The sequence below is a fragment of the Flavobacterium shii genome (assembly GCF_025847235.1).
GTDB lineage: Bacteria > Bacteroidota > Bacteroidia > Flavobacteriales > Flavobacteriaceae > Flavobacterium > Flavobacterium shii.
This window is the reverse complement of sequence record NZ_JAOZEW010000005.1, coordinates 1-14,902: the sequence shown is the minus strand read 5'-3', so window position 1 is coordinate 14,902 and position 14,902 is coordinate 1. Positions and strand designations below refer to the sequence as shown.

Sequence of the window (14,902 nt, the reverse complement as noted above, 5' to 3'; positions counted from 1 at the left end):
TACAATTGCACATAAAAACATGCCTTTTACAATTCAAAACCATAACTAATAAAATGGTCTTTATATTGTAATAAAAGTACTGTAAATTTTAATTACTTCTAAGAAGAAAAACTACGGTAGTAATTATTCTTTTTTCAAAAGAATAAGAATCTTTTATTTCCTTCTTTTGGCAAAGAAACGTTTCATTAAATCCGAAGCTTCATTTGCCATAACACCACGAACAACAAAAGTTCTAGGATGTAATTGTGTTCCCATTTTTTCATAACCACGATGTTCATCGCTTGCTCCAAAAACAATTTTAGAAATCTGACTCCAATATAAAGCACCTGCACACATCTGGCAAGGTTCCAGTGTTACGTAAAGCGTACAGTCTTTTAGATATTTTCCTCCTAAAAAATTAGCTGCAGCAGTTATCGCTTGCATTTCGGCATGAGCCGTAACATCATTTAATAATTCGGTTAAATTATGACTTCTTGCAATGACTTTATTATCAATTACAATTATGGCTCCAACAGGAATTTCATCTTTATCAAATGCCATTTCGGCTTCTTGCAAAGCCTTTTTCATAAAATACTCATCGGTAAAAATATCTATCATAAAACAAAAATACATTTTTAAGGAGTAATTTTTATTACATTTATTTTTTGATTTATAAAATATGCCTACAAAACACAAAATAAGTATTCCTGAGCCTTGCAATGAAAATTGGGATAAAATGACGCCTGCCGAAAACGGTCGTTTTTGCCTTAGTTGTTCTAAAACTGTAGTTGATTTCACAAAGATGTTACCTGATGAAGTACAGCATTTTTTTATGGCAAATCAGAACAAAAGTGTTTGTGGTAGATTTAAAAATTCTCAATTAGAAAACATAATAATTCAAATTCCGACTGAAGTTTTATACAAGCAGACTCAATATCATAAAATCTTTTTATTAGCATTGTTTATTGCTATGGGAACTACATTGTTTAGTTGTCAAGATAAAAACGGAGACAAACAAAAAATTGACAAAATAGAAGTTATACAAACTACTACTAAACAACATCCAACCATTGGAAAAACAATATCAAAAAAAAGTACTTCAAATGACACAATACCTCCGCCGCCACTACCTCCGCCATATGTAGACGATATAAAAACTACAGGTGGAACACCTTTAAAAAGAATGATAGCTGGCATTGTGTTAGTAAAACCAGTTTTAAAATCTGAAAATATTTTAAAACCTGCAATAGATTCAACACTTAAACCAACATCATCAGTACCAGCAATTGACTCTACAAAAACAGAAAACAAAGAAAATTAAATTTAAAACCGTAAATTCGCTTTTTATCCTACAATGAAAAGCAACTTACTTTCGAACATATACAATCCCGCCGATTTACGTCTTTTAAAAGAAGAACAGCTTAGTCAGGTTGCTCAGGAATTACGCCAGTTTATCATTGATGTTGTTTCGGTAAAAGAAGGACATTTAGGATCCAGTTTAGGTGTAATTGAATTGACAATTGCATTGCATTATGTATTTAACACGCCCGACGATTTATTGGTTTGGGATGTAGGTCATCAAGCTTACGGGCATAAAATATTGACTGAAAGAAGAGAAAATTTTCACACCAATCGCCAGCTTCATGGCATTTCCGGTTTTCCTAAAAGAGCCGAAAGCAACTATGACACCTTTGGTGTAGGACATTCCTCCACATCTATTTCGGCAGCGCTGGGAATGGCAATTGCTTCTAATTTAAAAGGCGATTTCAACAAACAACATATAGCAGTAATTGGTGATGCTTCAATCGCATCGGGAATGGCTTTTGAAGGTTTGAATCATGCTGGTGTAACAGATGCAAATTTATTGGTTATCTTAAATGATAATGCTATTGGGATCGATCCAAGTGTAGGTGCGCTTAAAAAATACCTCACTGCTGTAAAAGAAGGAAAAAATCCGAAGAAGAATAACATGATCAAATCATTAAATTTCGATTATTCGGGTCCTATCGATGGGCATGATATCTTTGCCTTGATAAAAGAATTAAAACGATTAAAGAACATAAAAGGTCCTAAATTCCTGCATATTGTTACTACCAAAGGAAAAGGCTTACAACAAGCTGAAGAAAATCAGGTTCAATATCATGCTCCTGGAAAGTTTAATGCTTCGACTGGAGAAATTATCCCTAAAATTGAAGATAATCTTCCGCCAAAATATCAAGATGTTTTTGGGTTAACCATTTTGGATTTGGCTCAAAAGAATGAAAAAATTGTTGGTATAACACCTGCAATGCCTTCTGGAAGCTCCCTTAAATTTATGATGGATGCTTTTCCTAAGCGTGCTTTTGATGTAGGTATTGCCGAGCAACATGCTGTAACACTTGCTGCTGGAATGGCAACTCAGGGTATGATTGTTTTTTGCAACATATACTCTACTTTTTTACAACGTGCCTACGATCAGGTTATACATGATGTTGCATTACAAAATTTACCAGTTATTTTTTGTTTGGACAGAGCCGGTTTAGTAGGAGAAGATGGCGCAACTCATCATGGTGTTTTCGATATTGCCTATTTGCGTTGCATCCCGAATATGATAATTCATGCACCATTAAATGAAATCGAATTACAAAACATTTTATATACTGCACAACTAGGATTAGAACATCCTATCGCGATTCGATATCCAAGAGGTCGAGGTGTAATTGCCGATTGGCAAAAGAATTATTTTAAGAATTATGCTACAATCGAAATTGGAGCCGCGACTTGCCTTAAAGAAGGTAATAAAACTGCTGTTTTATCAAGTGGAGCTATTGGAAATAATGTGATAAATGCTCTTGCAAATATGGGCAACCCAGACTCGATTGCCCACTATGACTTTCCTTTCATTAAACCTCTAGACAACAAGACATTACACTACATTTTAACCAATTTCACAACTATAATTACTATTGAAGACGGTACTATAAATGGAGGCTTTGGAACCGCTATTTTAGAGTTTTCGGCGCTTCATAATTATACTGCCAAGATAAAAATATTAGGGATTCCTGATGTATTTATTGAACATGGAACTATTACTCAATTACAACAATTGTGTAATATTGACGTTAAAAGTTTAGAAAATCTTTTTTCTCTTGGTTAAAAATAATTATTTTGCGAAGCCAAAACAAAAAATGCCATAATGAAATTATTCCGTTTATCTATTTTAGTACTTTTTATAATTTGTTCGTCTAAAAATTTCGCTCAGAAATCTTTAATTCAAACTCAATTGGTACCCGTAATTCAAACTCAATTACCAGATACTGTCTCAAATTGGGCTAAAAAGAATAAACTAGGATTTGACATTACCCAAATTGCTTTTGTAAACTGGAGTGCCGGGGGAACAAGCTCTATTTCTGGTCTTTTTAAAGGTGAATTTACAAGGGTATATACAAATGGCAATCATAAATGGGCCAATGAACTTCTCTTAAAATATGGTTTAAACAAGCAGGATGGTATTGAACTACGAAAGACCGATGATGCTTTCATGTTTAACTCTACTTATGGATTTAGAAAAGACACACTTTCGAATTGGTATTATTCGGCCAAATTCAATTTCAATTCGCAATTCACTAATGGATATTCTTACCCAAATACAGATAACCCGATTTCGAAACTTTTTGCCCCAGCCTATGTGTTCTTAGGAGCAGGAGCTGAAAACGCAAATAAAGAAAAAAATCGCACCTTTTATTTCTCACCAATCACTTTAAAAACTACTTTGGTTCTAGACCAAACTTTAGCAGATCAAGGAGCATTTGGTGTTAAAAAAGCAGTTTATGCACCTGACCCATTCGATCCTAATAACCAAATTCTTATTGAAAATGGGCAAAAAATAAAAGCTGAATTTGGTATTTTATTAACAGGGTATACCAAAAATGAAATTTTCAAAAATATGTTTTTTGAAAATCGTCTCAGTCTTTATACCGATTACCTTAATAGATTTGGAAATATTGATATCGATTACGCCACTAAATTAGACTTGGTTGTAAATGAATATGTTAAAGCCAACATAGGTGTGCATTTTGTTTATGACGATGACATCAAATCCAAAAAAGAAATTGATGGCGTGCAAGTTACAGAAGGACCAAAGGCGCAACTAAAACAAGTTTTAGGAGTTGGTGTAGTGTACGCCTTTTAAATACTAAGTTGTTTTTCTGCCGTTTATAGTTTCATATAATTCCAATGCATTTCCATCGGTTAATAATGAAACATAATGACAGATATGTAATAATCTTTCGTACAATCCTTCTTTTTCTAAATGATGCTTTTCTGGCAACATTTTCAAAATCAAAGTATCATAGTTAGATGTTTTTCCGTTGTATTTATTATTAAAAGCCGTTATAAACTTATCCAGAAGTGTTTGGATAATTTGGTAACCCACAATTTCTTTTTCGATTACCTCACGGCTTTGATAAATATTCTGAACACTTAGATTTATAATATCATCCATTTGTGCTTTATACTGGCTTTTATCCATTAATGCAAATGGAAATTTACCTTCAAGAATAGCTTCTTCATTTTCGATAAAAACTCTAACAGCATCATTTATCAAACTTCCTATTGCCAAAGCTCGCAAATAACTAATACGATCTTCTTTGGTAGTTAACGTTTTATATTTGGCAACACCAATATTATCTTTTACAAGTTTAATCAAGTATTCCAAAGCATAATCCTCGGAAACTAAACCAAGATTTATTCCGTCTTCAAAATCAATAATGGTATAACAAATATCATCTGCCGCTTCGACTAAATAAGCAAGAGGATGCCTTTCGAAACCGATATCTTCTCCCGATTTATTAGGTAACATTCCCATATCGGCAGCTACTTTATTAAAAAAGTCTTTGTCGGTCTGGAAGAAACCGTATTTTTTATCCGCAATATTATTGGTTGGTTTTTTAGGCAAACTCTCTTTTGGATATTTCATAAAAGCGCCTAATGTAGCGTATGAAATTCGGAGACCTCCTTCTATTCCCGGGCGACTTGCCGTTAAAACAGAAAATCCGTTGGCATTACCTTCAAAATCTATTAGATCCTGCCATTCTTTATCCGATAAATGCTCTTTATATTGTTGTCCGTTTCCTATTGAGAAATATTCTCCAATGGCTTTTTCTCCCGAATGTCCAAAAGGTGGATTCCCAATATCGTGTGCCAATGATGCTGCTGCAACAATAGCTCCAAAATCGTTCATGTGATAACCATGAACTTCTTTTAAAAAAGGATATTTTTCGATGATTTTTTTTCCTACCAAACGTCCAAGAGAACGTCCTACTACCGAAACTTCTAAACTATGCGTTAATCGGGTATGGACAAAATCTGTTTTGGAAAGCGGAATTACCTGCGTTTTATCTTGTAGACTTCTAAAAGCCGATGAAAATATTATTCGGTCATAATCTACTTCAAATCCCAAACGCGTATCATCTTGTTCTACACGTAATCTTTTGCTAGTATCGCCTTGGCGTTTTAGTGATAAAAGTTGTTCCCAGTTCATTTTTAATTGTTGATTTCTGATTTTAGCTTTTAGATTGGCATCTAAAACCCCAAAATTACATTTTATTTTAGGATAATATTGAATAAAAATATGCAACAGATTTGAAGAAAGTAGGTTTGTTGGGACTTTAACAAAGTGTTGCTAACTTAAATTATCTATAAAGGGACGCAGATGATACGGATTTACAAAAGTAAAGCCACGGATTAAAACTGATTTAAAAACAATCAAAAATAAAATCCATTTTAATCCGTGTTTTCGCCTTAGCGAATCCGCATAATCCGCGTTCCTTTCGCAAAGAGTTAGATAGAATTAATTAAGCACAATGATTTGTGTTAACTCCTGAAATTCGTGGCAAAATAGTATTAAAACTCTAATGCCGTACTGTGTTTGATTTCTCCCATTACAAAAATACTGTTTGTATTACCTATGTTTTCAATAGTAGATAATTTATTCATTACAAAATCCTGATAACTGGTCATATCCTGAACAAGAATTTTTAGCATAAAATCATAATCTCCGGCAATATTATAACATTCTATAATTTCGGGAAGCGCGACAATATCTTTTACAAAATTGCTTCCTACGTTTTTCGCATGTTCTTTTAATCGAACGTTACAAAAAACGGTCATACCACAATTCATTTTTTTCTTGTCTAGCAGCGCAACATATTTGGTAATATATCCGTCTCGTTCTAATCTCTTTATACGTTCGTAAACAGGCGTAACAGTCAGGAATAATTTGCTTGCTAGGTCTTTTGTATTGATATTTGAGTCCTCTTGAAGGTGTCTCAAGATCTCCAAATCGGTTTTATCTAAATTTTCCATAGTAATTTTTACGGCTAGAGTTCGTTTGACGAGAATTAATCAGTATTATAATCTTTAAAAACGAACTAATTAAAGTTTATTTACTTAAATAAAATCCAAATATAAGTTTTAAAATCCAATACAATAAATTTGTTCAGTAAAAAATACTGAAACAAAATGAAAACAAATAATTTAGGTTATCCCCGAATTGGTAGCAACAGAGAGTTAAAAAAAGCTAGTGAATTATACTGGGCTGGACAACTTTCGGCAGAAGAGCTTCTGGCTGTTGGAAAGAACATCCGTAAAGAAAACTGGCAATTACAAGCAGAATCCGGTATTGATTTAATTCCGTCGAATGATTTCTCATTTTACGATCAGGTTCTGGATTTAACATTGACTTTGGGAGCAATTCCTGAGCGTTACAATGATTTTGCAAGAACCAACTCTTCTATCGATTTGTATTTTGCAATGGCAAGAGGTTCGCAAAAAAACGGACAAGATGTTGTTGCCATGGAAATGACAAAATGGTTTGATACCAATTACCATTACATTGTTCCTGAATTCACAAAAAACCAAAAATTCTCTTTGTTTTCAGAAAAGATAATCAATGAGTTCAAAGAAGCAAATGATTTAGGTATTACTACAAAACCTGTACTTATCGGGCCAATCTCTTACTTACTTTTAGGAAAAGAAAAAGAAGAAGGTTTTCACCGAATTGACCTTATTGAAGCATTACTTCCTGTGTATTTTGAAATTTTCGAAAAATTAGAAGCCGAAAATGCAACTTACATTCAATTAGACGAACCTTTCCTTGCTTTAAACTTAACGGATAAGGAAAGAAACGTTTTCACGAAAGTGTATGCAGAAATCAACAAGCGTTTTCCGAATATAAAAATTATTCTTGCTAATTACTTCGATTGTTTTGGAGAAAACTTAGCTACAGCATTGGCTTTGCCAGTAGATACTTTACATTTAGACTTAGTTCGTTGTCCGTTACAATTAGATGATATTTTAGAATCTAATCTCTTATCTCCAAATGTAAATCTTTCTCTAGGTTTGGTAGATGGAAGAAACATCTGGAAAAATGACTTTAAAAATTCATTGGCAATTATCGAAAAAGCGACTAAGGCTCTTGGTGAAAACAGAATATTAATTGCTCCTTCTTGCTCATTAATTCATAGTCCTTGCGATTTAGAATTAGAAACCAACAACCAAACGCTTACTCCCGAAATCAAACAATGGTTGGCTTTTGCTAAACAAAAAATACAAGAAGTTGTTTTATTGAAACAATTTGCTTCAAAAGAAATAGATACAGCAAACTCTATTCGATTTGCAGAAAACACTTTGGCTAACGAAAATAGAAAAACATCAAAATTAATCCATAACGAATCGGTTAAAAATCGTGTGGCAAACATTACTTCTGGTGATGATCAGCGTAAAAACACTTTTGCTATTCGTCGTAAAAAACAAATCGACGCTTTAAATCTTCCATTATTCCCTACTACAACAATCGGTTCATTCCCACAAACTCCTGAAGTAAGAAGCTGGAGAGCCAAATTTAAAAAAGGGGAATTAACGCAACAACAATACGACAATTTAATTAAGAAAGAAACCGAAGATACGATTCGTTTTCAGGAAGAAACTGGTATCGATGTTCTTGTTCATGGAGAATTTGAACGTAACGATATGGTGGAATATTTTGGCGAGCAATTGGCTGGTTTTACCTTTACCAAAAATGGTTGGGTACAAAGTTATGGTAGCCGTTGTGTGAAACCTCCAGTAATTTACGGTGATGTTTCGAGACCAAAACCTATGACTGTAAAATGGTCGGAATATGCACAATCATTAACTCCTAAATGGGTTAAGGGAATGCTAACTGGTCCTGTAACAATTTTGCAATGGTCATTTGTACGTAACGATCAGCCACGTTCTCAAACTTGCACTCAAATTGCATTGGCGATACGAGACGAAGTTGTAGATTTAGAAAATGCTGGAATTAAAATTATCCAAATCGATGAGCCAGCTATTCGTGAGGGATTGCCGTTACGCAAAGAAGAATGGGCAACTTACCTTGATTGGGCTGTAAAAGCATTTCGTATTTCGGCAAGTGCCGTAAAAGATGATACTCAAATACATACTCACATGTGTTACAGCGAGTTTAATGACATTATCCAGAATATTGCCGATATGGATGCCGATGTTATCACAATTGAATGTTCGCGTTCGCAAATGGAATTATTAGATGCTTTTGCCGATTTTAAATATCCTAACGAAATAGGTCCTGGGGTTTATGATATTCACTCTCCTCGCGTTCCTTCCAGCGAAGAAATGGTAAAATTATTAGAAAAAGCTTCGGCTGTAATTCCTGTAGACCAACTTTGGGTAAATCCGGATTGTGGTTTAAAAACGCGCCATTGGGATGAAACCAAAAAAGCCCTAATCGAAATGGTTGCTGCTGCTCAGGAAATGAGAGCAACTGTAGAAAACCCAGTGAACTAATAATTTTTATTTAGCTATATTTTTGTTTTTTTATGTCAACTAGTGGAGTCGAAATTCTTGTAATTATGAGTTAATTTCGACTTCACTAATGTTGACATTATTTTTTTAGGAGCAGAAATTTAGTTTTCAAAACATCTTGAGTCTCGCTATACACTATATCTATTATGGCGAACAACGCCACAACAGGATACCGTTTCTATCGAGGCTAAACGAGAAATTTTATTTTCAAAAAACACTTTAACAAAAAAAGCACCCCAACTGGAGTGCTTTCTTGAAATTGAAATATATGCTAAAAATTAGAAATTCTTAGAAATTCCGATGTTAAATGCTTTACCAAAACTAAAGCTGAAATCATTAACATCTGGTCCATTGTGCTCATAGCTTAATGCACTATATCCTAAACCACCAATATTAAAGTTTAAACCAAAACCTTTCTTAACGTTGATAAAAATAGCTGGTGTAATACCTACATACATACCATCTGCTTTTGCGGTAGTAGTAACAAAACCATTATAAACTTCATCTTTTTGATTTTGGAAACCTGCACCTAAATCAGCGAAAACTGAAAAAGTTTGGTTCAAAGGCAAAGTATAACGAAGAAAAGCACCTAATGCAAAATTGTTGATTTTATTCTCATTATTACCAAACTCTTCTTTTGCAGTAGCTACAGTAAATTCACCCCCAACAGTCCAATTATCATTAAATTGGTATCCTACTCTAGGAGAAAAATTAAATACACTTTCTTTTGAATCATTTCCACGGTTTGAAACATTATGAGAAGAGTATCCAACACTTCCACCAACTAATACAGTTCCTTTTTGAGCATTTGCAAAACTAACTACAGCTAATGCAATAACAACTAACATTTTTTTCATTTGTAATATATTAAATTTAATACTCCTTTAACAATAACGGTGCCGCTACTGCTGGTATTTAAGTTTTTTTTATGATTTCTTTAAAAGACAAAAATTTAGCAATCAAGCAGATTTCTGTTTACTTTTGCATCAAATAAAAAAGTCATGTCGATAGAAGTAAACAGCATATCAAAAAGTTACGGTACTCAAAAAGCATTGGATAAAATTTCATTTTCGATTGAAAAAGGTGAAATCGTTGGATTTCTTGGACCGAACGGAGCAGGAAAGTCAACTTTGATGAAAATCTTAACTACTTATTTGCTAGCCGATTCAGGCTCTGCCCTTGTAAACGGTCATGATGTCATGACTGATACCAAGGCGGTACAGCTTTCTATTGGGTATTTACCAGAGCATAATCCGTTATATTTAGATTTGTACGTTCGTGAATATCTGGCTTTTAATGCTGATGTTTATAAGGTTGTAAAATCTAGAATCGAAGAAGTTATCCAACTGACAGGACTGTCAGCCGAAAGTCATAAAAAAATAGGGCAATTATCTAAAGGATATCGTCAGCGTGTAGGATTGGCAAATGCTTTATTACACAATCCTGATGTTTTAATTCTTGACGAACCCACAACAGGTCTGGACCCTAACCAGTTAATAGAAATTAGAAACGTAATTAAGAATGTAGGTAAAGACAAAACTGTTTTTTTATCAACACATATTATGCAGGAAGTTGAAGCTATTTGTGACAGAGTAATTATCATTAACAATGGAAAAATTGTTACTGACAAAAAACTGGATAAGCTAATCTCTGAAAACAAAGAACAAGTTATCGAGGTAGAATTTGATTATAGAATTGAAGAACAATTAATTGCAAAACTAGAAAACATCTCTTCTTATACAAATACTCATGACATGACTTGGGAACTGACTTTTGTTACAGAAAAAGATATGCGTCCGGCTATTTTTGACTTTGCAACTGCCAATGGATTAAAAACGCTTCAATTAAACCAGAAAAATAAAAACCTGGAAGCAGTATTTAGAGAGATTACTAAATAATTTAACTAAAATTAAAAACTATAACTAAAAACCAAAAAATTGAAAATAAAAACACTCCTAATTTTTCTTACCACTTTATTATTATTTAATTGTTCAAAAGATGATTCCCAAAAATTAAGTTCTGAAAACAAAATCCTTACATTTAAATTAACATCTCTAAAGGGTGACATCTATATTGGCAAAATTGACGATGTTGCAAAGACAATCACTCTAACTACAAAAGGTATTGAATTAGAAAATCAAATAATTCCTGATATTGAAATTTCTGAAAAAGCAACAATTTCTCCTGATAAAATCCCACAAGATTTCAATAAGCAAATCACATATACAATTACTGCTGAAAATGGTAACAAAGTTATTTATAACGTTATCACAAATAATACTCCTTTATCAAATGAAAAGAAAATTCTTGATTTTAAATTCAATATTGATAATGAAACTTTCACAGGAATAATAGACCAAACCAACTTATCGATTAATATTACTACATATAAAGATATTACAAATATTTTTCCTAAAATAACAATCTCACCCTTAGCTAAAATATCACCTGATGCAGAAATCAGCCAAGACTTTACCTCTGGGCTAGAATATACAGTAACTGCCCAAAATGGTACAAGTAATGTCTACAAAGTTCATATCATAAAACCAGAAATTACATCAACTATTACAAAATGTTATATTAGAGCAGTATCATTAGGACAATTAAGTAACATTGATTTATTATCTGATTCAAATTATAAATTGTATCTTGAAAATGATAAAAATTCTTATTTATTAAATTATTTTGACCCTGTAAGTTACACTAGTGAAAATAAAATACATACTGCTTTTTATTTTAAATTTGATGAAAGAATACTAACCGCCAATAATTATAAATTAAGAGTTAAATTGAACGGAGAAATTAAAGCTGAAACCAATTACACTATTGATGTCCTAGCCGAAAATGCTCCAAAAATTATATCAGCCAATCAAACTTCATATAATTATTCGGACACATTAATCCTTACTGGCACAAATCTAATTCCAGGACTTAGCATTCCTGCTAATGGCAACACATACAATCTTACAGAATACCATGTCACATTAAATCCAGAAAAAACAACATTAAAATATTATATGAGTTTATATCAAATGTTTCCTTCTTTTATGGGACAACAATCTCCAAGAAGTACGCGAGTTAGCGTTTATAATAATGGAAGATATGGTGATTCTATAATTTTAGATTTTAAGTAAATCTATCTCAAGTTAAATAAGAGGCTCGTTGATTAAACGAGCCTTTTCAATATAATTCAATCATTATATCTAAACCCAAAATTGTCTCTGTTAAGCTATCTTTTAAAATTTCAAAAAGTGATTTCCATTATAAGCTAATCCAAAAGTATCTTAAACATCATTTCTATTCGTGCCAAGCGAAATCAATACTTTCTTCCATTTTTTGTCTTTTATAAATTTTAAATGTTTAGCCCTATAAACAAGTCATATCTTACATTACAAATCTATCGTTTATTCCGCTAACAACTAATTCCCAACAAGTTATAATTTCAAGTTAAATTTAAAATTATTTTTATTTAGACTTGTTATAAATAGTTATATATTTGAGGTTTAAAAACTTCAAATAACATATCATCATGTTTTTATTTTACACCACAAAAACGCTGCATTCTACACTTACAAACAGCCTATTTTATCTTCCGCAAAAACATCCAAATAAATTGATTTTTTTACCAATTAAAGATTCCATTTAATTATCTAAAACTTCTATTCCATAAAATAAATTCTCATAAATAAACTATACCCTTAAGGCTTAATCAACTTATAAGCCGTTTTATTATTCTTCAAAAATTAAAACAGATAATATGAAAAATATTATAACATCCATCATGCTCGCCTTTTCTGTATATGGATACTCGCAAACAGAGAAAGAAAAAGATAGCATTGTCGAAACATCAATAAACGTATTAGATGAAATTGTAATTACAAAAAAGAAAGTTCTTTACACACAAAAATCAGATAGAATGATTTTTAATGTAGAAAACAGTATTGTGTCCGAAGGAGGAACTGCTCTGGATGTTTTAATGCGTGCACCAGGTGTTGTAGTCTCTCAGGATGGAGAATTATCGATAAGAGGACAACAAGGTGTTGGCGTTATGATAAATGGCAAATTAACACCGCTTTCGCAAAAGGAACTCGCCAATTATTTAAAATCGACAACCTCATCTAATATTAAACAAATAGAAGTTATTACAAATCCTTCTTCTAAATATGATGCAACCGGTAAAGCTGGAATGATCAATATTATATTAAAAAAACCAGGTACTGCAGGCATAAAAGGAACCGTATTTTCCAGTTATGGGAGAGGTAGAAAAAACAGAACAAATTCTGGATTGAATTTAAGCTATAACAAAGATAAATTTGGCGTTTTTGGTAATTACAGCTACACTTTTAGAGGTGAAGAAGAACGCAAAAAATTCGAACAAATTCAATATACTGATAACACCAGGCAAGAAATTTCTACGAAGAATTATCAGCATTCTACAACAAACGAACCGCTTACATCCAATAATTTCAAAGTAGGAACATCGTATGAAATATCTTCTAAAACAAATTTAGAAGTTTCGCTTGACGCAAAAATTGGTCGCTACGAAAATATTGCTAACGGAGGAAATACACTATATAATAATTTGAATGTATTACAATTTGATGCTTTGACTTATAATGATAGTAAGGAAAAGTGGTATGATTATACATATGCTTTTTCGGGAGTACATAAGTTTAATACGGAAGGTAAAAATATGTCTTTTGATTTTGAATATGAAACTTCAAAATTTAGATCTAATCAATTCCAAAGTGCACAAAATTTAATTCCTGGAACAACTATTAATGACCGGAGAGGATATATCCCGTCTCAATTGAAGGTTTTTACAGGAAAAGTTGATTTTACAAATCCATTAAAAGACAAACAAACTTTGGAATGGGGCTTTAAAGCTGGTCTAAAAAATAATGATAATCCTTCAGTTTATGAATATTACAATAATAATCAATGGATCGTTGATCTTAATTCCACAAATCATTTCGAATACAATGAACAAATTTATGCTGCTTATGCCAATTACAAATATCGACTAGAGAAGCTGAGTATTCAGGGTGGTGTAAGAACTGAATATACTGCGATTAATATTAACCAGAAAACATTAAATGAGAATCACAAAGACGATTATTTAAAATGGTTCCCAAGCCTTTCGCTAAAATATGAATTGAGTAGTAACCATTCTATGCATGCTTCATACAGTAAGAGAATCAATAGACCTAGTCAATTTGATTTAAACCCTTTCCGTTTTTACGATGATACGTTTAATTACTCACAAGGAAATCCAAATCTAGTTCCAGAAATCACTCATTCGTCAGAAATAGGATATTCTTGGAAAAGCGCTTTTATGGCTTCTGTATATTTTAACCAAACAAAAGATGTTTTTACCGAAATCTATGTTTATAATCCCGCAGATAACACTACAGTGACAACACAAATCAATGCTGATAAATCATATAATTATGGTATAAATATCACCAATACAACCGATATCTATAAATGGTGGTCTGTAAACACGCTCTTAAATGTTTTCGAGAATAAATTTGAAGGAAACATAATCAATACCAACACAATCAACCCAATAGTTACATTAAACTTAAGTGTTCAAAACTCATTTACAATTACAGATACTTGGAAAGCAGAGGCTAATGCACAATATCAATCAAAATCGAATGTTGGAATTTATGAGAGAGATAGTTTCTTCGATTTTAGCATCGGATTATCAAAACAACTACTTGCTAAAAAAGGCAGCGTAAAATTTAATGTTACCGATATTTTTAATACCAATAAATACAATATCAATTCGGTTATCGGACAAACCAGTATTGATAAAAGATATAATCTTGATAGCCGTGTAGCAACAATTTCCTTTACTTACAGAATTTAAGAAAGCTCATGAAATTTCATGAGCTTTCTTCGTTTTATATGGGTTTCGGCTGTGTATAGAATGGAATGCAGATGATAATTTAGTCTATCTTTCTTACACAATATTGTCACCCTGAGGAACGAAGGGTCTCCTCAAGAAATTAACACCAACTTGTTTTACATTATCGAGCTACTCGCGGAGATTCGTGTAATTTGTGGCGAAAAATTA

11 protein-coding genes are annotated in these 14,902 nt (G+C 32.4%); 7 read left to right on the top strand and 4 right to left on the bottom strand.

Annotation, left to right across the window (positions count from 1 at the left end; genetic code table 11):
* Positions 1 to 153: 153 nt before the first annotated feature.
* Positions 154 to 597 (bottom strand): nucleoside deaminase, encoded by a 444-nt coding sequence (locus OIU83_RS06380; RefSeq protein WP_264205442.1) that lies wholly within the window; start codon positions 595 to 597, stop codon positions 154 to 156.
* Between the two features lie 61 nt (positions 598 to 658).
* Between OIU83_RS06380 and OIU83_RS06375 the strand changes: the two genes are divergently transcribed.
* The 3 genes from OIU83_RS06375 to OIU83_RS06365 are packed head-to-tail and all read left to right on the top strand — an operon-like array spanning position 659 to position 4,150.
* The gene (locus OIU83_RS06375; protein WP_264205441.1) at positions 659 to 1,300 is read left to right on the top strand and encodes a hypothetical protein; all 642 of its coding nucleotides are present in this window, start codon (positions 659 to 661) and stop codon (positions 1,298 to 1,300) included.
* Positions 1,301 to 1,333: 33 nt separating this feature from the next.
* Positions 1,334 to 3,115 carry a 1-deoxy-D-xylulose-5-phosphate synthase gene (locus OIU83_RS06370; protein ID WP_264205440.1) on the top strand — a complete coding sequence of 594 codons (1,782 nt, stop codon included), beginning with the start codon at positions 1,334 to 1,336 and terminating at the stop codon, positions 3,113 to 3,115.
* A gap of 39 nt (positions 3,116 to 3,154) precedes the next feature.
* Entirely contained in the window at positions 3,155 to 4,150 is a 996-nt protein-coding gene (locus OIU83_RS06365) for a DUF3078 domain-containing protein (RefSeq protein ID WP_264205439.1), read from the top strand.
* A 3-nt stretch (positions 4,151 to 4,153) separates the two neighbouring features.
* Here the strand turns inward: OIU83_RS06365 and OIU83_RS06360 are convergent, their stop codons facing one another.
* Both OIU83_RS06360 and OIU83_RS06355 read right to left on the bottom strand, forming a co-directional pair.
* The gene (locus OIU83_RS06360; RefSeq protein WP_264205438.1) at positions 4,154 to 5,500 is read right to left on the bottom strand and encodes a deoxyguanosinetriphosphate triphosphohydrolase; all 1,347 of its coding nucleotides are present in this window, start codon (positions 5,498 to 5,500) and stop codon (positions 4,154 to 4,156) included.
* A 362-nt stretch (positions 5,501 to 5,862) separates the two neighbouring features.
* Positions 5,863 to 6,324, bottom strand: a complete 462-nt coding sequence (locus OIU83_RS06355) for an Lrp/AsnC family transcriptional regulator (RefSeq protein WP_264205437.1) — start codon at positions 6,322 to 6,324, stop codon at positions 5,863 to 5,865.
* A 156-nt stretch (positions 6,325 to 6,480) separates the two neighbouring features.
* On the opposite strand from OIU83_RS06355, the gene metE reads away from it, so the two are divergent.
* A complete protein-coding gene (gene metE, locus OIU83_RS06350; RefSeq protein ID WP_264205436.1) occupies positions 6,481 to 8,802 on the top strand; it encodes a 5-methyltetrahydropteroyltriglutamate--homocysteine S-methyltransferase in 2,322 nt (773 codons plus the stop codon).
* 296 nt (positions 8,803 to 9,098) lie between these two features.
* Here the strand turns inward: metE and OIU83_RS06345 are convergent, their stop codons facing one another.
* Entirely contained in the window at positions 9,099 to 9,677 is a 579-nt protein-coding gene (locus OIU83_RS06345) for a porin family protein (protein WP_264205435.1), read from the bottom strand.
* Positions 9,678 to 9,821: 144 nt separating this feature from the next.
* Here OIU83_RS06345 and gldA point away from each other — a divergent pair, with 144 nt between their 5' ends.
* The 3 genes from gldA to OIU83_RS06330 all read left to right on the top strand — a co-directional run bounded on the left by gldA (position 9,822) and on the right by OIU83_RS06330 (position 14,695).
* Positions 9,822 to 10,718 carry a gliding motility-associated ABC transporter ATP-binding subunit GldA gene (gene gldA, locus OIU83_RS06340; RefSeq protein ID WP_264205434.1) on the top strand — a complete coding sequence of 299 codons (897 nt, stop codon included), beginning with the start codon at positions 9,822 to 9,824 and terminating at the stop codon, positions 10,716 to 10,718.
* A 39-nt stretch (positions 10,719 to 10,757) separates the two neighbouring features.
* The gene (locus tag OIU83_RS06335; protein ID WP_264205433.1) at positions 10,758 to 11,954 is read left to right on the top strand and encodes a DUF5018 domain-containing protein; all 1,197 of its coding nucleotides are present in this window, start codon (positions 10,758 to 10,760) and stop codon (positions 11,952 to 11,954) included.
* 623 nt (positions 11,955 to 12,577) lie between these two features.
* Complete coding sequence (locus OIU83_RS06330) at positions 12,578 to 14,695, top strand: TonB-dependent receptor domain-containing protein (protein ID WP_264205432.1); 2,118 nt, start codon at positions 12,578 to 12,580, stop codon at positions 14,693 to 14,695.
* The last annotated feature ends 207 nt before the right edge of the window (positions 14,696 to 14,902 follow it).

Coding starts and splice junctions, on each gene's coding strand:
- OIU83_RS06380 (WP_264205442.1), bottom strand. CDS start 597: ATGATAGATATTTTTACCGATGAGTATTTTATGAAAAAGGCTTTGCAA.
- OIU83_RS06355 (WP_264205437.1), bottom strand. CDS start 6,324: ATGGAAAATTTAGATAAAACCGATTTGGAGATCTTGAGACACCTTCAA.
- OIU83_RS06365 (WP_264205439.1), top strand. CDS start 3,155: ATGAAATTATTCCGTTTATCTATTTTAGTACTTTTTATAATTTGTTCG.
- OIU83_RS06375 (WP_264205441.1), top strand. CDS start 659: ATGCCTACAAAACACAAAATAAGTATTCCTGAGCCTTGCAATGAAAAT.
- metE (WP_264205436.1), top strand. CDS start 6,481: ATGAAAACAAATAATTTAGGTTATCCCCGAATTGGTAGCAACAGAGAG.
- gldA (WP_264205434.1), top strand. CDS start 9,822: ATGTCGATAGAAGTAAACAGCATATCAAAAAGTTACGGTACTCAAAAA.
- OIU83_RS06330 (WP_264205432.1), top strand. CDS start 12,578: ATGAAAAATATTATAACATCCATCATGCTCGCCTTTTCTGTATATGGA.
- OIU83_RS06360 (WP_264205438.1), bottom strand. CDS start 5,500: ATGAACTGGGAACAACTTTTATCACTAAAACGCCAAGGCGATACTAGC.
- OIU83_RS06370 (WP_264205440.1), top strand. CDS start 1,334: ATGAAAAGCAACTTACTTTCGAACATATACAATCCCGCCGATTTACGT.
- OIU83_RS06345 (WP_264205435.1), bottom strand. CDS start 9,677: ATGAAAAAAATGTTAGTTGTTATTGCATTAGCTGTAGTTAGTTTTGCA.